The organism is Actinoplanes sp. NPDC051475, assembly GCF_040689425.1.
Classification (GTDB): Bacteria; Actinomycetota; Actinomycetes; order Mycobacteriales; family Micromonosporaceae; genus Actinoplanes.
In genome coordinates this window covers 1-19,872 of record NZ_JBFAZZ010000039.1, presented here as the reverse complement: position 1 = coordinate 19,872, position 19,872 = coordinate 1, and the positions used below count along the sequence as shown (strand labels likewise).

17 protein-coding genes are annotated in these 19,872 nt (G+C 69.3%); 10 read left to right on the top strand and 7 right to left on the bottom strand.

Annotated features, from left to right (window positions below):
* Both AB0368_RS38225 and AB0368_RS38220 read right to left on the bottom strand, forming a co-directional pair.
* Positions 1–229, bottom strand: a 229-nt coding sequence (locus AB0368_RS38225; protein ID WP_366158945.1) for a hypothetical protein, incomplete at its 3' end; no start/stop codon positions are given.
* A 59-nt stretch (positions 230–288) separates the two neighbouring features.
* Positions 289–750 (bottom strand): hypothetical protein, encoded by a 462-nt coding sequence (locus AB0368_RS38220; protein ID WP_366158944.1) that lies wholly within the window; start codon positions 748–750, stop codon positions 289–291.
* 356 nt (positions 751–1,106) lie between these two features.
* Here AB0368_RS38220 and AB0368_RS38215 point away from each other — a divergent pair, with 356 nt between their 5' ends.
* Both AB0368_RS38215 and AB0368_RS38210 read left to right on the top strand, forming a co-directional pair.
* Positions 1,107–1,532 (top strand): hypothetical protein, encoded by a 426-nt coding sequence (locus tag AB0368_RS38215; protein WP_366158943.1) that lies wholly within the window; start codon positions 1,107–1,109, stop codon positions 1,530–1,532.
* Positions 1,510–1,641, top strand: a complete 132-nt coding sequence (locus AB0368_RS38210) for a hypothetical protein (RefSeq protein WP_366158942.1) — start codon at positions 1,510–1,512, stop codon at positions 1,639–1,641. Before AB0368_RS38215 ends, AB0368_RS38210 begins: the two co-directional genes overlap by 23 nt.
* 88 nt (positions 1,642–1,729) lie before the next feature.
* Here AB0368_RS38210 and AB0368_RS38205 read toward each other — a convergent pair whose 3' ends face one another.
* The gene (locus tag AB0368_RS38205) at positions 1,730–2,200 is read right to left on the bottom strand and encodes an SRPBCC family protein (RefSeq protein ID WP_366158941.1); all 471 of its coding nucleotides are present in this window, start codon (positions 2,198–2,200) and stop codon (positions 1,730–1,732) included.
* Positions 2,201–2,492: 292 nt separating this feature from the next.
* On the opposite strand from AB0368_RS38205, the gene AB0368_RS38200 reads away from it, so the two are divergent.
* The 4 genes from AB0368_RS38200 to AB0368_RS38185 all read left to right on the top strand — a co-directional run bounded on the left by AB0368_RS38200 (position 2,493) and on the right by AB0368_RS38185 (position 6,628).
* The gene (locus AB0368_RS38200; RefSeq protein ID WP_366158940.1) at positions 2,493–2,873 is read left to right on the top strand and encodes a YciI family protein; all 381 of its coding nucleotides are present in this window, start codon (positions 2,493–2,495) and stop codon (positions 2,871–2,873) included.
* A 242-nt stretch (positions 2,874–3,115) separates the two neighbouring features.
* On the top strand, positions 3,116–5,173 hold the full coding sequence (locus AB0368_RS38195; RefSeq protein WP_366158939.1) for an NADPH-dependent 2,4-dienoyl-CoA reductase: 2,058 nt from the start codon (positions 3,116–3,118) through the stop codon (positions 5,171–5,173).
* A gap of 45 nt (positions 5,174–5,218) precedes the next feature.
* Positions 5,219–6,034 carry a crotonase/enoyl-CoA hydratase family protein gene (locus tag AB0368_RS38190; RefSeq protein ID WP_366158938.1) on the top strand — a complete coding sequence of 272 codons (816 nt, stop codon included), beginning with the start codon at positions 5,219–5,221 and terminating at the stop codon, positions 6,032–6,034.
* 36 nt (positions 6,035–6,070) lie between these two features.
* Positions 6,071–6,628, top strand: a complete 558-nt coding sequence (locus AB0368_RS38185; RefSeq protein WP_366158937.1) for a PadR family transcriptional regulator — start codon at positions 6,071–6,073, stop codon at positions 6,626–6,628.
* Between the two features lie 29 nt (positions 6,629–6,657).
* Here AB0368_RS38185 and AB0368_RS38180 read toward each other — a convergent pair whose 3' ends face one another.
* The gene (locus AB0368_RS38180) at positions 6,658–8,904 is read right to left on the bottom strand and encodes a M4 family metallopeptidase (RefSeq protein ID WP_366158936.1); all 2,247 of its coding nucleotides are present in this window, start codon (positions 8,902–8,904) and stop codon (positions 6,658–6,660) included.
* A gap of 167 nt (positions 8,905–9,071) precedes the next feature.
* Here AB0368_RS38180 and AB0368_RS38175 point away from each other — a divergent pair, with 167 nt between their 5' ends.
* Positions 9,072–10,601: a M1 family metallopeptidase gene (locus tag AB0368_RS38175; RefSeq protein WP_366158935.1), complete on the top strand. Its 1,530-nt coding sequence runs from the start codon at positions 9,072–9,074 to the stop codon at positions 10,599–10,601.
* 46 nt (positions 10,602–10,647) lie between these two features.
* Here the strand turns inward: AB0368_RS38175 and AB0368_RS38170 are convergent, their stop codons facing one another.
* Both AB0368_RS38170 and AB0368_RS38165 read right to left on the bottom strand, forming a co-directional pair.
* On the bottom strand, positions 10,648–14,115 hold the full coding sequence (locus AB0368_RS38170; protein ID WP_366158934.1) for a hypothetical protein: 3,468 nt from the start codon (positions 14,113–14,115) through the stop codon (positions 10,648–10,650).
* A 112-nt stretch (positions 14,116–14,227) separates the two neighbouring features.
* Entirely contained in the window at positions 14,228–14,584 is a 357-nt protein-coding gene (locus tag AB0368_RS38165; protein ID WP_366158933.1) for a hypothetical protein, read from the bottom strand.
* A 271-nt stretch (positions 14,585–14,855) separates the two neighbouring features.
* On the opposite strand from AB0368_RS38165, the gene AB0368_RS38160 reads away from it, so the two are divergent.
* The 3 genes from AB0368_RS38160 (at position 14,856) to AB0368_RS38150 (ending at position 18,064) form a co-directional block, all read left to right on the top strand.
* Positions 14,856–15,422: a hypothetical protein gene (locus AB0368_RS38160; RefSeq protein WP_366158932.1), complete on the top strand. Its 567-nt coding sequence runs from the start codon at positions 14,856–14,858 to the stop codon at positions 15,420–15,422.
* A gap of 33 nt (positions 15,423–15,455) precedes the next feature.
* On the top strand, positions 15,456–16,859 hold the full coding sequence (gene sthA, locus AB0368_RS38155; RefSeq protein ID WP_366158931.1) for a Si-specific NAD(P)(+) transhydrogenase: 1,404 nt from the start codon (positions 15,456–15,458) through the stop codon (positions 16,857–16,859).
* A gap of 65 nt (positions 16,860–16,924) precedes the next feature.
* Positions 16,925–18,064, top strand: a complete 1,140-nt coding sequence (locus tag AB0368_RS38150; RefSeq protein WP_366158930.1) for a phytase — start codon at positions 16,925–16,927, stop codon at positions 18,062–18,064.
* Between the two features lie 298 nt (positions 18,065–18,362).
* Here the strand turns inward: AB0368_RS38150 and AB0368_RS38145 are convergent, their stop codons facing one another.
* Positions 18,363–19,136 (bottom strand): hypothetical protein, encoded by a 774-nt coding sequence (locus tag AB0368_RS38145; protein ID WP_366158929.1) that lies wholly within the window; start codon positions 19,134–19,136, stop codon positions 18,363–18,365.
* Positions 19,137–19,872: the final 736 nt, after the last annotated feature.

Sequence of the window (19,872 nt, the reverse complement as noted above, 5' to 3'; positions counted from 1 at the left end):
TGTCTTTGAGGTCGGCGCAGGAGGCTTTGAGGTAGGTGGCGGCGCAGTGGCGTAGGTCGTGCAGCCGGATGGGCGGCAGTTCGCTGCGGCGCACCATCCATACCGGGTTGAGGGCGCTGCCCTCGCACGCCGGGGTCCGCCGGTCGCTTTGGGCGCTGATGACGCCTCGCGCCACCAGCGCCCGGCAGGCTGTGACTTCAGCGCTCCATAAAGCGCCGCCGACTGCCATGCCGGCGCCGTTCGCAGCACGGCATCAGCCGCGAACCGACCCGACGAAGTCCTCCATGATTAGACGGTCGACACCAGTTCGTGCTGCTTGCCGAGGTAGGCGCGGAGTACGGCCGCGTCGGCGGGCTGGGGCTGGCGGTCGATGACGATGGAGACCATGTCACCCACGGTCAACGTGCCGGCCGTAAAGACAGGCTCACCTTTCTCGGCGTCGGTGCGGACCACGGCGCGAATGCCCGTAATCCCCTTCATGTCCGACGCTGGCACCTCACGCGCGTCGTTCTCCGCGGCGTACTGCGCCATGAACGCCTGAGCCGCGGTGTCGGAGCGGAACATGAGCACTGCGACAAATACCTTGCCACCGCGCTGGTCGGTGAACGCCCGACCCTTTCCCTCGTGGAACTCTTGCGTGACTTTCTCACCGACCTCTGACTCGGCGAACATCGCTGCCGCGTCATCGATCGTGACCAGGAAGTCGGATGGTCCCTTCTTCGGTGATTCGGCGCCGGTCGGCCGGAGCATCAAGTACTTCTCGAGGTGCCGAGCATCGTGAACCAAGTACGACGGTCCCGCAAGGCTCTCGGGCGACGCGGCCCCCCAACATGCGGACACGCTCAACACCGCTCCGACGGACAGAAGAACAGCCACGAGCCGACGACCGCGTACCGGTCGCTCGCCCCACCGGCCTGCGAAGAGGCGCGCAATGCCCGAGCCCGATCCGCCGATCCCGCCACGCCTGCTGCCAGAAGGCCTGCCCCCGTCATTGACATCCATGGAATCATGCTGCCCAATTCGCGCCAGGACGGCAACGAAGGAGCCGCCGTGGAAGCGGATGCGGCCGCGAGCTCTACGGCGGCGGCGCCGAACGTCACTACCCGGTGGCCGTCAACAACGACCCGGACTTCCCGGTCACCACCCCGGGCGGGCGCAAGGTCGACGTCCCGGTCGACCTCGACGACGGCACCACCATGGCCGTCGAGGTCAAGATGTACCAGCAGTACCGCACGATCAGCCTGCCCGACGGCGGCCACGAGGTTCAGCACGTCGAGGTCCCGCTACGGTCGGAGATCCGTGAACAGATCAATAAGGACGTCGCCCTGCGCAACGCCGACCCGACCGATGATCCGCGGTGGTCGTTCCTCGGCGCCGGCCCCAGCCCGGCCCGGCCCGACTACCTGACCAAGGCAGGGATCATCCAAGGTCGTAATACAGCTGACGATGTCGTACAGCGACGCGGATCGCTTCGAGCAGATCACCGCGAAGCTGGCACCCCACCGTGGCATGCTCGGCATCATCGTGGATGATCGAGTCATCGAGGCACCCACCATCGAGGACACCATCAGCGGCCCCACGGTCGAAATCGTCGCCACCGGGCCGGAAGAAACCGCTGAACTGTTCCACCGAATTCGATGAAGTGGGCTCTTGAGGAATCGGCGCCGGCATGCGCGTAAGCAGCCATCCACAATCTGAGGCGGCCCGACGCGACACGGGTCCGGAGCCGTCAGGAGGCTCGGGGCCCTGCCTCCGCGGCGACGCGCAGTCGATCCAGCGTCTGGGTCATCGTGCGGCGGTTGTGGGCATCCCGGTCGGTGATACCCAACGCCGCGATGCCGAACAGCTTTAGCATCAGCCCCCGGCGGTCGGTATAGGTCTCGGTCACCTCGCAGCCGTCGTGGACCGGGCGGAATGCGTACGTCCAGCGGGCAACGGTCAGGAAGCCCGCACCGACCACGTCAAAACTGAACTCGCGGCCCCGTTCGGCGGCCACGACTGTGCATTCGGTACGCCATCTCCGCCCCCGGTAAGCGTTTGTACCGGTGAAGCGGGCTCCCACATGGGGGCCGGGGGGTTCGGTGAGCCAGCGGCAGCGGGTGGTTTCGGGACTCCACTGGCCCATGCGGGTGACGTCGGCGACGAGGTCCCACACGACCTCCGGTGCGGCGCCGACACGGGTGGCAACGGTGACGGGCATGGCCGCCATCGTGCCCCAAGCGGCCGTCACGGTGTACCCCCGTGCGGACGGTCACGGCGAGCTCGGTAGGCCGGCATCGATTCCTGAGTCGGACGATCGCTGGTGCCGGAGCGGGTGGTGAAGACGAAGTCCGAGGCGTGTCAGGCGCACCGGGCGCCCTGCGAGTGCTCTTCGCTGCGACGCCAAAATCGGTGCGTCTTTTCCGGTACTACTGTGTCGGATTCGCCTGTCGCCGTTCGTGGGGTGTCTGAACGCGGTCCCCGTGGGTCCGCCCAGAGCAGAAGGAGCAGTCGTGACCGAGTACCTCATGTACTTCAACCAGCAGTGGGTGGGTGACCACTCCGAGGAATGGTTCCGCGGGCGCGGACCGCTCGCCATGGCGGTCGTGGACGAGATGAAGGCGGCGGGCGTGTACGTCTTCGCCGGAGGGCTGGAGGAGGAAGACGGCCCGGTCTACAGCGCCGACCCCACCAGTGGCACCGTGTTGATCACCGACGGGCCCTACGTCGAGAGCAAGGAGTTCCTGGGCGGGTTCGCCGTGGTGGACGTGGCCGACGACGAGACCGCAAAGATGTGGGCGGGCAAGATCGCGGAAGCATGCGGCTGGCCCCATGAGGTTCGCCGTTTTAAGCCGCAGCGTCAGGCTGAGCGACTCGATAATCGAGACTCATAGAAGCACACTCGCACGGCCGCGCATCGGGCGTTGTCCGGTGCTGGGTGCATCACAGAACGTGATGCACCCAGCGGCAGGGCGGTGGACAGGCGGGTACAGCGCCCATCGAGCAGATGCAGATCGCCTCGACCCACGGTTCGAGTGGCGCAGCACGGTGCGGCCGCCTATGCAACCTGTTGCATAGGTGTTTTGTTGTATATGCTGCCCCCGTCCGGCGAGCCCGAGGCGAGGAGACAGACGAAGTGAGCACGTCCCCGGCACAGCCCGAGAGCGCGTACCCAACCCTGTTGAGCCCGCTGGATCTCGGCCACACCATCCTGCGCAACCGCGTGGTCATGGGGTCGATGCACACAAAGCTGGAAGACCGATCCCGGGACCTCCCCAAGCTCGCCGCGTTCTTCGCCGAACGAGCGCAAGGCGGTGTAGCCCTCATGGTCACCGGCGGTTTCGCGCCGACGTGGCGTGGCTGGCTGGCACCGTTCGGCAGCAAGATGACGTCGCGCGGCCACGCCCGTGCCCACCGAGTAGTAACAGACGCCGTACACCGTCACGACGGCAAGATCCTTCTGCAGGTGCTGCACGCCGGGCGGTACGCGTACCACCCGTTCAGCACCAGCGCTTCGAAGCGCAAGTCGCCGATCACCCCGTTCCGGCCGCGGGCCATGAGCTCGCGGGAGGTCGACCGTACGGCGACAGCCTTCGCCCGGGCCGCGAGCCTCGCCCGGCAGGCGGGGTACGACGGTGTGGAGATCATGGGATCGGAGGGGTACCTGATCAACCAGTTCCTCGCTGCCCGGACCAACGACCGCTCCGACAAGTGGGGCGGGTCCGCGACGAAGCGGATGAACTTCCCGCTGGAGATCGTACGGCGGACCCGTGACCTGGTCGGCGACGACTTCATCGTGCAGTACCGGATCAGTCTCCTGGACCTCGTCGACGACGCCCAGTCCTGGGAGGAGACCGTCGAGCTTGCGCGCGGGCTGCAGGAGCGTGGCGTGTCGATTCTGAACACCGGGATCGGATGGCACGAGGCCCGGATTCCGACCATCGTCACCTCGGTGCCGCCGGCCGCTTTCGCGTGGGTCACCGGCAAGCTGCGCCGCGAGGTGTCGGTGCCGGTGATCGCCTCCAACCGCATCAACCGGCCCGAGATTGCCGAGCAGGTGCTGGCCGCCGGGGACGCTGATCTGATCTCGATGGCCCGGCCGCTGCTGGCCGACCCCGAGTTTGTGAACAAGGCTGCTGCGGGCCGGGATCGGGAGATCATCACCTGCATCGCCTGCAATCAGGCGTGCCTCGACCACACCTTCCGGAACCAGCGCGCGACCTGCATGCTCAATCCGCGGGCCGGGTACGAGACGGAGCTGGTGCTCGCACCCACCCGGACGGCCAAGCGCATCGCGGTGGTCGGCGCCGGTCCGGCCGGCCTGGCGGCGGCGGTCGAGCTCGCCGGTCGTGGCCATCGCGTCGAACTCTTCGAGGCCTCGGAACGGATCGGCGGGCAGTTCCGCCTGGCGGCGCGGATCCCCGGCAAGGAGGACTTCGCCCATACGCTCGCCTACTACGAGCACATGATCGAGGTCCGCGGCATCACCCTTCACCTCGGTGTACGCGCCTCCGCGGCGGATCTGACCGGGTTCGACGACGTGATCGTGGCGACGGGGGTGACTCCCCGGGCCCCGCGCATTCCCGGGATGGCGCATCCGAAGGTCCTCACGTACCCGCAGGTGATCTCCGACCGGGCCGCGGTGGGTGACCGCGTCGCCGTCATCGGCGCCGGCGGGATCGGTTTCGATGTTGCCGAGTTCTTGCTCCACGAGCCGGGCGAGCCGGCCGACCGGTGGATGCGACGCTGGGGGGTCACCGATCCGGCGCTGCATCGAGGCGGGCTCACCACGAAGACCAAGGTGCCGACGCGTCGCGAGGTCCACCTGTTGCAGCGCAAGACCACGTCGCTGGGCAAGGGGCTCGGCAAGACCACCGGCTGGGTGCACCGCGCCACCCTGCAGGATTCTGGTGTGACCATGCTGCGGGGCGTGGAGTACGTCCGCATCGACGACGACGGCCTGCACATCACCGTGCCGCAGAACATCCGCGATCCGAAGTCCCCGCGGGAGGCGCGGGTTCTCGCGGTCGACACGGTGGTGATCTGCGCCGGCCAGGAATCAGTCCGCGACCTCGTCGAACCGCTCACCCAACAGGGCGTGTCCGTTCATGTCATCGGTGGCGCCGACTTCGCCGCCGAGCTCGACGCGAAGCGCGCGATCAAGCAGGCGACCGAGCTAGCCGCCCGGCTCTGACGCTGGACTACGAGGGAGCCCGCTTTGATCAAGGAGGAGCGCACCATGAGCAGCAAGCAGCCGTCGACGCGGCTCGTGACCACCCGGGTCGAGGACGGGATAGCGCACGTCCGTCTCGCCCGGCCGGACAAACTCAACGCGCTCACCCTGGACACCCTCGACGAGTTGGTCCGCACGGCGCGGTGGTTGCGCCGCGACCGTTCCCTGCGGGCGATCGTCATCGCGGGTGAGGGCGAGTCGTTCTGTTCCGGTCTGGACATTCCGGATGTGATGCGTAGGCCTCGCCGCATCGTGGGCGCCTTCCTGCCCGTACCGTGGCGCGGCACCAACCTGTTCCAGGAGGCCTGCTGGGCATGGCGGCGCGTTCCCGTTCCGGTGATCGCCGCGGTGCACGGGCATTGTTACGGCGGCGCGGTGCAGATCGCACTCAGCGCGGATTTCCGCTTCGCCACACCTGACTCCCGATGGTCGGTGCTGGAAGGCAAGTGGGGCATCATCCCCGACATGACCGGGATGCGCAGCCTCTCGGAGGTCGTCGGCCTCGACGTCGCCAAGCGGCTCACGATGACCGCGGAGGAGATCTCCGGCGCCGAGGCGGCCCGCATCGGCCTCGTCACCGAGGTGCACGACGATCCCACCGCGGCCGCCGCCGCCTTCGCGCAGCGGCTTGCCGCGCGGTCCCCGGACGCCGTCGCCGCCGCCAAGCGCCTGCTTGACGGCGCGGTGACCGGCAGCGCCCGGCGGACCTTCGCCCGGGAGCGGCGCGAACAGGTACGCCTGCTCATGCTGCCGAACACCAAGATCGCCCAGCGCGCCGCCCGCAGCAGGACGTCACCCGACTACCGGCCCCGCGCGCGATGACCGGCGCACCCCCGACCACCTCGTAATCTGGGTGCCGTGTCGCTTCGCAACGCAGTCCTCGCCGCCCTCATCAACCGCGAGGCGTCCGGCTACGAGCTGGCCAAGCAGTTTCACGTCTCGGTCGCGAATTTCTGGACCGCGACCTCGCAGCAGCTGTACCGGGAGCTGGAGAAGATGGAGTCGGACGGGCTGCTCTCGGCGCGGGTCGTCGCCCAGCCCAAGCGCCCGGACAAGCGGCTCTACTCGCTGACCGAAGCCGGCCGAGTCGCATTGCACGAATTCACCAAGCAAGAGCCACGGCCGACGACGGTACGCGACGAGCTCCTGGTCCAGGTCGAGGCGCTGGCCCACGCGGACGTCCCCAGCGTCCGCTCCTCGATCGAATCCCGGATCGAGTCGAGCACCCGTCGTCTGCAAACCTACGAGACCCGACTGGTGGAGATTCTCGGTGGCCGCGACGACGAGGAGTTCTTGAGGACGGGCAAGCGAATCGGCCCCTATCTGACCCTCCAGCGCGGAATCAGCTTCGAACGCGAGAACATCGCGTGGGGCCGCCGGGCGCTCGAGGTCCTGAACCGCCGTTACCGCGATTAGGACCCCGAGCTCCTCGGCCGGTTGCGCTGCTAGAGCGACAGACTCCAGCTGTTGACATAACCGGTGTCGATCGACGCGGCGTCCTGAACCCGCAGGGTCCACGTCCCGTCCGGCGATTCACCCGACAAGTTCACCGCGTACGTCTGATCGATGTTGTCCGTGCTCCCCCCGGCCCGGTTGTGCAGGGTGTAAACACTCCCGTCCGGCGCCACCAGATCGACCACCAGGTCCCCGATGTAGGTGTGGACGATGTGCATTTCCACCGCGCTCGTCGACGATGGCGTGATCGTGCATCCGCTCAGTTCCACATTGCTCGTCACCGTGGTGTTGTCCGGGATGGCGACGTCGGTGTCGTTGGCGGCCGTGCAACCCTGCGGGCTGCGTACCGTCAAAGTGAGAATTGTCGAGTGCGCCACCGAGGGTGTCGTGGCGGTCAGCGTGATCGGATAGGTGCCGGTTCCCAGCGTTTCCGGTGTCGTGACGGTCACCGTGGTCGATTCCCCGGCGGTGATTTCGGCCGGGCTGAACGACACGGTCGCCCCCGCCGGCACGCCCGATGCGGTGAGGGTGGCCGTTTCCGGGGTTCCATTGGTCACCGATGTGGCCAGGGTCGTGGTGACCGTTTCACCTCGGTCCAGCGTCACCGTTCCGGGCGAGATGGCCACCGAGAAGTCGTGATCCGTGGGGCAGTAGTCGCTGCCGGCCACGTTCACCGCGGTCCACGCCGCCTGTACCGCCTTGTATTCCGTACCGCAGAGGCCGTAAAGGTCCGCGGCCGCCGACAGTGAGTAGGCCCGTGCCGTGTTGGCCGGGGCGGCGGTGTTGACGTAGCGCGTGTTGGACACGAAATACGTGTCCAACGCCCGGAACCAGATCTTTTCGGCCTTCTCCCGGCCGATGCCGACCACCGGCTCCGCGGCACCACAGATCGGTGAGGTCCCGTACGCCGTGGCACCCGTCCCCTCCGCCAGGTCGAAGAAGAAGTGGTTGGCCACGCCGGAGGAATAGTGCACGTCGACCCCGTTGGTACCGGTCGACCAGCAGGAGTGCGAAACTCCGTCGAGGGCGGGGTTGTACATGTACCGCAGCGGGACGCCCGTACCCCGGATATCGATTTTCTCACCGATGTCGTAGTCGCCCGGGTCGCCCGTGCTGTGGGCGTAGAACTCGACCATCGTGCCGAAGATGTCGCTGGTGGCCTCGTTCAGGCCGCCGGACTCGCCCGAATACGTCAGCCCGCCCGGCACCACGTTCTCCGTGACGCCGTGCGACATCTCGTGGCCCGCCACATCGAGGGCGACCAGGGGCTTGGCGTTCCCCGTACCGTCGCCATAGGTCATCTGGGTGCCGTCCCAGAAGGCATTGACGTAGGCGTTGCCGTAATGCACGCGGGACGGCACGCCGGTGCCGTTGCCGAAGATGCCGTCGCGCCCGTGGACGTCGTGGAAATAGTCGAACGTGGTGGCGGCGCCGAAGTGCGCGTCGACGGCGGCGGAGGCCCGGTCGGTGATCGCGCCGGTGCCCCAGACGTTGTCGGCGTCGGTGAATGTCGTGCACGTCGAGGTGCCGTTGTTGAGGTCGCAGGTGCGGCCGTTTCCGCGTACCGGATCGACCAGGGTGTAAGCGTCGCCCGAGGGCGTGGTGTCGATGGCCACGGTGCCCGAGTAGAGGCTGTTGCCGGTGCCGTCGACCGTCTCGATCTCGTCGAACGAACCGCGCACCGCATTCGTCGTCGCATCCGTAACGACGTGCAGCCGCGATGGGGTCTGGCCGTCCTTGGCCCGGCCGGCGATGACCGTTTCCCAGGCGAGCACGGGTAAGCCGGAACTGGCGTCGACGAACAGTTCAGGGCTGCCGATCGAGGCCACCTTTCCGGAGAACGCCTTCCTCGCGGCGGCACGCGCGCTTGCGGTCCCGACCTTCGGGGTGACGCTCAGCGAGAGCGGTTTCGCAAGGCCGACGGAACTCCCGGTGAATGCGCCGTCGGCGCCGACCCGGATGACCAGATCTCCGCCGTAGACACGCAGACCTTGATGGGTACGGGTGTAGCGCACCACGCCGTTGCCCTTGGCGTCCCTCTTGCTGCTGTAGACGGTGTACCGATCCTGGGGCGAGCCCTTGACGGCCCGGGCGTGGTTCTCGAGCGCTGCACCGGCGGCTGCCAGCAGCGAATTGGACGGTGTGGACGGCGGCGCGGCGGAAACACTCGTGGCGGTGACCGCGAGGCCACTACCGGCCAGCAGCGTGACGCCGGCCAGTGCGAGAGCTTTTCTCAACCCGTTCCTCCCTGATCCAGGACGCGGGAGCATCCATCGATCTCGATATGATCCAGGAGTACTTGAAGGCTGAATAGACCATTCATGAACTTTTTACATGTCTCACGACGGCCGCCTGTGGATAACCGCCCCCCACCAGCGGACCTCCGGGCGTAACGTCGACGACCATGAGAACCTCCATAGGCAGCCGTCTCTCGGTGCTCGTCGCGAGCACCGCCACCCTTTTGGTCGGTGCCGTGGGCACCGTCGCACCCGCCTACGCCGGCGGCGCCGCGCCGTCTCCCGGGTCCGCCGGCCTCGGGGACCGGCTCTACCCGCTGCTCGGTAACGGCGGATACGACGTGCAGGACTACGCGCTGCGCGTCCGCTACCCCAAGAAGGACCCGAAGCAGACCGTCAACGGCGACGTCACGATCACGGCCGTCGCCACGCAGAACCTGTCGCGGTTCGACCTCGACTTCGGCGGCGACTCGGTCGGCTCGGTCCGGGTGAACGGCCGCTCCGCCACCTTCGCCCGCTCCGGCGACGAGCTGGTGATCACGCCACGGCACTACCTCGCCAAGGGCAAGCGCTTCTGGGTCACGGTCAGCGGGTTCACCGCGACACCCATCGAGGCCAACGCCGACTCCCCGGCGGGCTTCGTGACCACCCCGGACGGCACGATCATGGCGGGCCAGCCCGACCAGTCGCACCAGCTGTTCCCCAGCAACGACCACCCGCGGGACCTGGCGACGTACACGATCGCGCTGACCGCCCCGGAGGGCTGGACGGCCGTCGCCAACGGGCGGCACCTCGGCGACCGCCGCAACGGCGGCTTCGTGACCTCGACCTACCGTGAGTCGAAGCCGATGGCCAGCGAGCTCATCCAGGCCGCGGTCGGCGACTTCGTCGTCCACACCCGGCCCGCGGTCGGGGGCGTGCCCATCCGCGACGTCGTCCCGCGCCGGCTCGCGAGCACCCTGCTGCCCAAGGCCGACGTCGAGCGGTCCCAGCTGACGTGGATGGTGAACAAGGTCGGCCGGTACCCGTTCGAGAACTACGGTTCCCTGGTCATCGACGCCGACCTCGGCTTCGCCCTGGAGACCCAGTCGCTCTCCCTGTACGACACGGGCCTCTTCGCCGCGCCCAAGTTCGTCCTCGACCCGGTCATGAACCACGAGCTGGCGCACCAGTGGTTCGGCGACAGCGTGGCCCCCTGGTCGTGGAGCGACGTGTGGCAGAACGAGGGCCACGCGACCTGGTACGAGATGCTCTACGCCGACGAGACCGGCGTCCTCAAGCAGTACACGGGCTCCGCGACCCTCGAGGACTACTTCAAGCGGGTGTACGCGCGCGGTGACCAGTACCGCCAGAAGTACGGCCCGGTCGCCCGCCCCGCCGGCTCGGCATCGGTCTGGGACGTGTTCAACCCGAACGTCTACGACGGTGGCGCACTCGCCCTCTACGCCCTGCGGCAGAAGATCGGTGTGGCGAAGTTCGAGCTGCTCGAGCGCGTCTGGGTGAGCAAGTACCGCGGCAAGTCGCCGTCGACCGCCGACTTCATCGCGCTCGCCTCGCGGGTGTCGGGCCGGAACCTGCACGCGTTCCTGACCGACTGGCTCTACGGCACCACGACCCCGGCCATGCCCGGCCACCCGGACTGGAAGGTGACCCCCGTACCGGCCACGGCCGCACCGCGAGCCCTGGCAGGTCGCTGACCCTGCACTGTTCCGGGCCGGCAAAGACCCGGCCCGGAACGGGCGCCTAGGAGTCGGCGGTCTCGGTGAGGTCGGTGGCCAGGGCCGTCGCGGTTCGCGCCGCCGTCCTGCTCTGGTGATCGATCACCGTGCCGATCTCGGCCGCCACAGCCGCGGCGGCTGCCGGCTCCAGCTGCGCCATGATCGGGCTCAGGACGCCGAGGTCCCCCGTGTGCAGGGCCTCCCCGAGGAGCACGCGGGCCCGCGCCGTCGACCGGATGGCGGACGCGACGACGGCCAGCGCACTCGCCTGCTGAAGCGGGTCGGCGATCGAACGCGCCACCGCCTCGGCCTGCTCCGGGTGCGTGGCGGCGATCGTGGCGACGATTCCCGCCCGGGCCTCGATCGACCGTTGCGGGTCCTCGATCGAGGGGATGAGCGCCTCCGCCCGGGCCGGGTCGGTCGCGGCGATCGCCACGGCGAGACGACTCAGCACGTCCGGCCGCCGGTTGGCGGGGATCAGCGCGGGCTGCAGCCGTTCCGCCCGGCGGCGATCGACGGCTTCAAGAGCGGCGAGCGCCCCGACCCGGCGCCGGCGGTCGGTGACCAGCAGGATCAGCCGTTCACCACGGTCGGGGTCCTGCCGTGCGATGGCGACGGCCACCTTGACCAGGGCCACGGCCCGGATGTACGGATACGTGATCGACAGGGCGAGAGCCTCGCCCCGGTCGGCGTTCCGCTCGGCGATGATCGCGGCTACGTCGGCCAGGGCCTCGGCTCGGCGGTGCGGGTTGCGGATGGCCCGTACCAGGTCTGTCGCCCTGTCGGGGTCATCGCCCGCGATCATGGCTGCGGTGCCGGCCAGCGCCTCCGGTCCCCACTGAGAATTGGTGATCGACCGGGCCAGGGCCTCGGCACGGCCCGGGTCGGCGCCGGCGATCGCCACCGCGATCTTGGCGATCGCTTCCGCCTGCGCGAAGACACCGCCCATCGTGGACGCGAGCGCCACGGCACGGTCGGCGAGCGTACGGCTGCTCGCCGCGTCGAGTGCGCCGACCGCGGAAGCGGCAGCGGCGAGCGCCTCGATCCTCCAGAAGGAGTCGACGGAGTACGCAAGCGCCTCGGCATGGGCCGGATCCGTGGTGGCCGCCGCCTTGGCGAGGCCGATGAGCGCCTCCGACCGCCGTCGTCGGCTGACGATGGCCAGGGCCAGCGCCTCGGCCTGCGCCGGATCCTCGGGAGCCACCGCGACGGCGATGTCGGACAGCAGCTGTTCCTGCCGGTCCGCGTCGGTGAGCGACCGGGCCAGGTCCTCCGCGGCGCCGGCAAGTATCCGAGCACTCCCGGGGTCGACCGGCACCAGGGCCCCGGCCGCGGCGGTGAGGGCCTCGACATGACGCCGCGGGTCCCGCGCCCTCGGTACGTCGTCGGCGTCCGCCAACCCCGTCGCGATCGCCGGCCGGCGTTCGCTGACGACGGACAGCGCCGCCATCCCCTCGGCACGCCAGCGCGGGTGAGGAATCGACCGTGCGATGGTCTTCGCCCGTGAATAGTCGGCGGGAGCCATCGCGACCGCGACCCGGGCGAGCGCCTCGCTGCGTTCCTCCGCCCCGGTGGTCGAGCGCGCCAGCACCTCGGCCCGGCGGGGAACACGCGGGGCGATCGCCACGGCGAGCGTACGCAGGGCATCGTTGCGCAGCACCGGATTGGCGATCGAGCGCGCCAGCTCCTCCGCCCGGTCGGGATCGGTTGCGGCAATCGCGACGGCGATACGGGTCAGGGCCTCGGCCCGGCCCAGCGGGTCGTTGACGGCCTCGGCGAGTCGCACCGCCTCGTCCGGATCGTCGGCGGCGATCGCGCCCAGCACGCCGGCCAGCGCGATATTGCGGTGCCGGGAGTCGGTGATGGACCGGGCCACCGCCAACGCTCGCTCCGGGTCGCCGGGTGCCACCGCGGTCGCGACGCTGGTGAGCGCCTCGGCCCGACGAGACTTGTCCTCGATCGACTGGGCGATGCCGACGGCGGTCTCGGCGTCGGAGGCGGCGGTCCCCACGGCCAGATCGACGAGCACCCTGTCGCGCGCGTCCTCGTTGGTCAGGGATCGGGCGAGCGCCTCGCCCCGCCGGGCCACGTCACGCATCCGGTCCGGCTGGCTGACCGACACCGCCGCGGCGACCTCCGCCATGGCGACGGCCTGCTGTTCGATGTCCGGCAGGCAGCGGGCCAGGGCCTCGGCACGTTCGACGAAGCCGAGCCGCGCCCACACCTTGGGCAGGCCGACCGGCATGTTCTCGTTGCGCAGGCTGAGCACGCGCCGGTGCACCGCGAGCCGGCCCAGCGCCACCAGGTCCGGCGGACCGGCCCGGCGGATGCGTTCGCCGGCGGTGGCGATCTCGGTGAGCGCGGCGGAATCGCCACCGGTGATGTCCAGCATCCTCGCGTGCCGATCGGGGTCGGTCGCCAGATCCAGCATCGCGGCGATGTCCCCGGTCGCATCGAGCAGCCGGAAGTAATCCCGGAGCAGGTATTCCGGGGTGTCGGACGGCCAGCTCTTCCGGCGGTAGCCCTCGGCCCATTCATGCAGCCGGTGCCGGAACTCGGGCAGCTCATCGGCGAGCTCGGCCGCCGCCCGGGTCTGCAGTTCCTCATGCGCGAGCACATAGACCCGGGTGTCCGAGCGCCACTGCCCGGCCCGCCCGCTGAACGTACGCCCGGAAACGGTGCAGAGCTGCCTCTCGACCTGCCGCAGCGACGACCCGGTGAGCGCGGCCAGGTCGGCACCGGACAGCCCGCCCCCGGCCGCGGTCAGCACGCCGAGCAGATCCTTCTCGGCGGGAGCGCCCTCCAGCAACCGGTCCAGCTCACGCTCCGCGTCATGCCGTACGACCTGAGCGAACGGCGAAGCGCTGAGGGAGCGCACAATGGCGGGATCACGCACCGGATGCCAGTCCGGAACGTCGGCGGGAATCGGCGGATCCGGACGCCCCGAGAGCAGAATCCGCATGCCGTCATCCGGCCGCGTGGGCAGCAGCGCCGCGATGCTCCGCGCGTCCGACCCGGTGATGACGCCCCGGTCCTCGTCGAGCCCGTCGACGAGCAGGATCAGCCGTTCCTTGTGCTCCCGGCAATGCGCCGCGGCCTGGCGTACCAGGGTCAGCAGCGACGATTCCCGGGTCGCATCACTCACGAACCGAGGGGTGGGCCGCCCCAATATCTCGGCAAGCTGCTCGGCGACGACGTCGACGAAGGACGCCCGGTCGTTCTGCGAGGCGTACCGGGCGGTGACGAAGAACGACACGATCCGTACGCCCGGCGGCGGGTGCAGCACGAACCAGGACATGAGCGCCGACTTACCGGTCCACGCCGGCCCCCGCCACCACAGAAAAGGGACATCCACCTTCGCCGCCGTGCAGAACGCATCCATCTCGGCAAGCTCGCCGGCACGCCCGAGCAGCTCCGACGGAGCGATCTCACGTACCCGATCGGGATACCCGGAACAGGCCGGCGGCTCGGTGCCGACATTCAGCGAATGCACGACACCGCTGATCGCGACACCACCCCGATCGGCTGTCGCGTCCCCACTGGCCCGCGGCCACCAGCCGAACAACCCGCCCCCGCCCCGGCTCACCCGAGTCCCGCCCGCCCGCTCAAGGCCGCCGCCCGCGACGATCGTCGCCGGTGTTCGCGGTCCCCCCTCCGCGCGCCTCGGCGTCCCCGGTGTTCCGCACCGAACCCCCGGCTCCGCCGATCAACCCGCTGTTGGCCAGGCTGCCGGGTCCGACGGCCGTCGCTTTCCCGGTACGGGAGAGCACCCGTCCCGGCTCGGCTCTACCCGTCCCCGTGACGAGTCCTATGAGACCGATCGACGCCGAGAGGAAGACGCCGACGAGCGAGGTCCACTTCTCTGCCCGGTCGAGGCCCTGACCGCTGAGGAGAACAACACAACCCACCACTCCACTGACGAGAAACAAGCTCGCGATGGTGACTCTGAGCACCCGCCCCATTTCTCCATCATGACAGCGCCAAGCCGCCCCCATCGGACAACGAGTGCCGCCTCCACTTGCCCGGGTCAGCCGCCGCGACCAGGGCTGCTCGGCCAAGAACGCTAGCTGAAAGGTCCTACATTTCGGCGCTGCATTTTCCATCTCCCGGGTGTCTTCGTTGGGGGGTACACCCAGGACGTTCGGGCATCGCGTCTCCGCGCTCCGGGCATTTCGCCGCACGGGTGGGCGAAAGCAGTGGTGACACGTAACCGCGCGTGTCACGCTCGGTGCCGTGACAAGCATTTCGTCTCGCAAGACGTGGGACTTCACGAAGGACCAGACCGACGCCGGGTGGCGTTCGATGTCGCTGCTTGCTCGCTTCGTTCAGCGCGGCGGACATCCCGCTCCGGTCACACCGACGATCGCATTGAGCGTCGGTGAGAAGCAGTACGGCGCGTTCCCCGCGAACGCGCTGTCCTACTTCTCGCCCGAGGTCGACTACTCGAGCAGCATCTTCGCCAGCGGCGGCTTCTTCTTCACCGAGAGCAGCACCGCGACGCGCTGCGGCTGGCGTCACGAGGGGCGGCAGACCGTGACGCTCACCAGCCAGCGCCTGGTGCTGCGGGGCGCGGACCGGGCGCACGCGTACGACTTCCGCACGCTCATCCTCATCCAGCCGAACCCGCTCGACTGGTCGGTCAACCTGTACTTCCAGGGCGCCCAGCCGATGATGCTGCGGGGGCCGTGGGTGCCGTGGATGACCGTTGTGATGTCCGCGGAACTGTACGGCTCGCCGTGGCCCCCCGGGCCCGTTCCCAGCACGCAGATGCCGATCAAGGCTTTGTGCGAGAAGCCGTAGCGCAGACCGTGTCCCGGCTGCGAGGCTGGGCCTGTGAGCGACTACGACCTGGTGGTCCTGGGCTCGGGGCCCAGTGGGCAGAAGGCGGCCATCGCCGCGACGAAACTCGGCAAGCGGGTGGCGATCGTCGACCGGCGCGACATGATCGGCGGGGTGTGCATCAACACCGGCACGGTCCCGTCCAAGACCTTGCGCGAGGCGGTGCTCTACCTCACCGGCCTCAGCCAACGTGACCTCTACGGCAGCAGCTACCGGGTCAAGGAGAACATCACCGTCTCCGACCTGGCCGCCCGCACGCAGCACGTGATCAGCCGGCAGACCGACGTCATCCGCAACCAGCTCGCGCGCAACCGGGTCGTCATGATCACCGGCACCGGGCGGTTCGCGGACGCGCACTCGATCTGGGTGGACGGTGGCGAAGGCCGGGAAAGCAAGGTCACTGCAGACAAGATCATCATTGCTGCGGGTACGCGTCCCGCGCGGCCGGACAGCGTGGACTTCGACGACCGGACGATCGTCGACTCGGACGGCGTGATCAATCTGGAGGCCGTACCGCGGAGCATGGTCGTGGTCGGCGCCGGTGTGATCGGCATGGAGTATGCATCGCTCTTCGCCGCGCTGGGCACGAAGGTGACGGTCGTCGAGCGCCGCGACAAGATGCTCGACTTCTGCGACGAGGAGATCGTCGAGTCGCTCAAGTACCACCTGCGGGATCTCTCCGTGACGTTCCGGTTCGGCGAGGAGGTCGCAGCGGTCGAGCGGCACCAGACCGCCGCCCTCTGCATTCTCAAGAGCGGCAAGAAGATCGTCGCGGACACGGTCATGTATTCCGCCGGGCGGCAGGGACAGACCGACAACCTGGCCCTGGAGGCGGCCGGGCTGAGTGCGGACCGTCGCGGCCGCATCGAGGTCGACGGCAATTTCCGTACGGCGGTGGAGAACATCTACGCGGTCGGGGACGTCATCGGCTTCCCGGCACTGGCGTCGACGTCGATGGAGCAGGGCCGGCTGGCGGCGCTCCACGCCTGCGGCGAGCCGGCCCGGACGATGCACGAGCTGCAGCCGATCGGCATCTACACGATTCCGGAGATCAGCTTCGTCGGTGCCACCGAGGAGGGGCTGACCGACGACGCGACCCCGTTCGAGGTCGGCATCGCCCGCTACCGGGAGCTCGCCCGCGGTCAGATCGTCGGTGACTCGTACGGAATGCTCAAGCTCCTCGTCTCCCCCGGCGACGGCAGGCTCCTCGGCGTCCACGTCTTCGGCACCGGCGCGACCGAGATCGTGCACATCGGACAGGCGGTGATGGGCTGCGGCGGCACCATCGACTACCTGATCGACGCGGTTTTCAACTATCCGACGCTGGCGGAGGCATACAAGGTCGCGGCGCTCGATGCCGCCAACAAGATCCGCAACATCACCCGGATCGACGGCTGACCGGCCCGCGGACGGCAACCGTGCGTTCACCCACCGGTCACCGCGGTCGAGAAACGTCCCTGGGCATGCGTCGTACTCTCGCCCTCACGATCACCGGTGCGCTCCTGGTCGCCGGCAGTCCCGCCCACGCCGGCGGCCATCGGCCACGGCCGGTCACGGCCACCGCCGAAACCCCCGCGCTCTTCGACGACGAGGCCGGCGGCGACGCCGACGCCGACGACCCGGCGATCTGGGTGCACCCCGGTGACCGCGGCCGGAGCCTGATCGTCGGCACCGCCAAGAACGGCGGCCTGCGCGTCTACGACCTCGCCGGCCGCGAGCTCCAGTCGATCCCCGCGGCGGACGGCAGCCGCTTCAACAACGTGGACATCACCCGCGGCAACCTGGTCGTCGTCACCGACCGGGGCCGCGACCAGCTGCGGTTCTTCCGGATCGACCCGCGCACCCTGCGGCTCACCGACGTGACCGTCGCCGACCCGCCGCTGCTGTTCTCGAAGGACGAGGAGGAGGTCGAGGGGCAGGCCACCGGATACGGCCTGACCACGTACGGGAACCTCGCCGTCGTCAGCCGCCGCCACACCACCCGCCTCGGCTTCTTCGAGATCCGCGACCGCGGCGGCAAGGTGACCTACGTCCGCCGCGAGACCCTGGACCTGCCCCGCACCTTCACGCTCACGGACGGCAGCAGCTGGACGCCATGCGCAGACCCGGGCGAGGACCCGCAGGTCGAAGGCATGGTCATCGACGCGAAGGCCCGCGTGCTGTACGCCGCCCAGGAGGACGTCGGCCTGTGGCGCATCGACCTGCGCACCAAGAAGAAGCACGTCGTCGAGCACGTAGCCGAGTTCGGCGCCCCGTACGACGCGGACTGCACGGTCATCGGCCCGGGCGAGGGCGGCCGCATCCACGCCGACGTCGAGGGCGCCACGATCTACGAGGACTACCTGCTCGTCTCCAGCCAGGGCGACAGCCGCTTCTTCGTCTACGACCGCCGCACCAACGCGCCGATCACGAGCTACGCGGTGAGCGACGGCCCGCGCATCGACGGCGTCCAGCACTCCGACGGCGCCGCCGCCACCTCCACCGCGCTGCCCGGCTACCCGCGCGGCCTGCTCGTCCTGCACGACGGCGAGAACAAGCCGGACGAGGGCCGGGTCAGCACCAACTTCAAGTACGTCGACTGGCGCCGGGTCGGTCTGCGCTAGGAACCCGTCCTCCGAGGGGGACCAGGGGAACCGCTGGGCACGCGCCCGGGCTGACGCTCGACGGCCCGGGCGTTCCAGCAGGATCGCGCGCCGCCAGACCGAACGACGGGCCGTCGGCGGCGGACAGGCCGGCGCCCCCGAGCACCTCCGGCAGGGCACTGGCGGCGGCGTTCGCAGAACGCTCGCCTGGCTCCGAGAGGAACGGTCGGCGACAAGACCGCTGTTCGCCCATCCTTAGCCTGCCGTCCGCGCTGTTGCGCCGACTCGGCCCACAGCGATCTCCGTGCCTTGCTTCCGGTCAGCTTCGGCTGACGGTGAGCTCGGAGATTCCGGACGACGCGTCGATGTCGAATCGGTCCTTGGCGGTGTCCCAAGTGGCAGGGGTGAACACCGTGCCCGCGGCGACACCCGCGTGGGTCTGCCCGTCGACGGTCACCTCCCCGGCCCCGTCCCGGGCGGCAACCCGGACCGGTGCCGATCCGGCGAGATGAACGAGCAGCTGGCTCGCACCGCCGCTCACACTGACCTTCTGTGTGCCTGGGGCCGCCGGCAGGAACAGCTCGGCCTTACTGGTTCCGGCGGTGAGCTCGACATCCCCGCCGACCGATCCACCGCTCAGATCAACGGCTTCATCGCTCGCCCCACCCACGAGCCGCACCTGCCACCGCACGTCCCGGGCCAGCACCACGGTGACGATGGCCAGGCCTTCACGCCGCGTGCCACTCAACCGGGCGGTGACCGAGGTCCCGTCGACGTCCACGGCCGGCGCGACCTTGGAGTCGCCTGGGGTCGCCACGTGGAACAGCTCGCCACGGAGATCGGCCAAGCTGATCCGCAACACGTCAGAGCCGTCGACCAGCTGGAAACTGTGCGGCTGGGCGGAGTAGCCGGCCCCTCCCCTTACGACCTGATCGGGTTCGCTCGGCTCCCCCTGGCCGACGCCGGGCAGACCCAGGCCGGTGCCGGAGCCGGGCCAGGTGGGGACCGGCGTGGGACCCGAGCCGCGCTGCTCGGGGATGACGTAGTTCGGCTGGTGCGCCGGGTTGTGGTCGCGTCCGTCGTCGTCGGCCATGGAGCATCCGGACAAGACGAGGACGGCGGACAACGCGCAGGCCCTCAACACCCGGACAATCACGGCCACCTATTACCCGACCCCTCAGTTCCCTACACAACATGTACGCCCAGGCCCGCCGCCTCCAGTCCTGGCGGCCGCCTACGGTGGCCGGTGCCCGGATCAGTCCCAGGTGCCCCGCGCCCTGAGTGTCCCGTGCCCCACGTCGTCCCGCGCCCGATGGCCGGCGGTGGTTCGGTCGTCACTCTGCCGCCGCCCGGTACGGGTCGCAACCCCCCGGGGTTGCCCGCGGCCGGTGGCCCAGGACGGCCGCTCCCAGTGATCCCAGCACGGCCCGGTCCCGGTGACCCCAGCCCGGCCCGATCTCGGGGATCCCGCCCGGCCCGGTCTCGGTGACCAAGACCGCTCCTAGTAATCCCAGCACGGTCCGATCCCGGTGGCTCCAGGACGGCCCGCGCCCAGTTGCCCAGATGGCCCGTACCCGAGATGGCCAACTCCCCCCGGAGCACCGCAATGCCATCACCGCCGGCCGGCGGTGCGTGCATGGCACCTACCGGGCAATGGGCCTGCATGCACAAAAAGGCCGACCCTTCCGGGGTCGGCCTTTCTTTCTTCTGTTCTGGGTATACAGAAAACGCCCACCCCGTGAAAGGGGTGGGCGTTTCCTACGTTGAGTCCGGCGGCGTCCTACTCTCCCACACCCTCCCGAGTGCAGTACCATCGGCGCTGGAGGGCT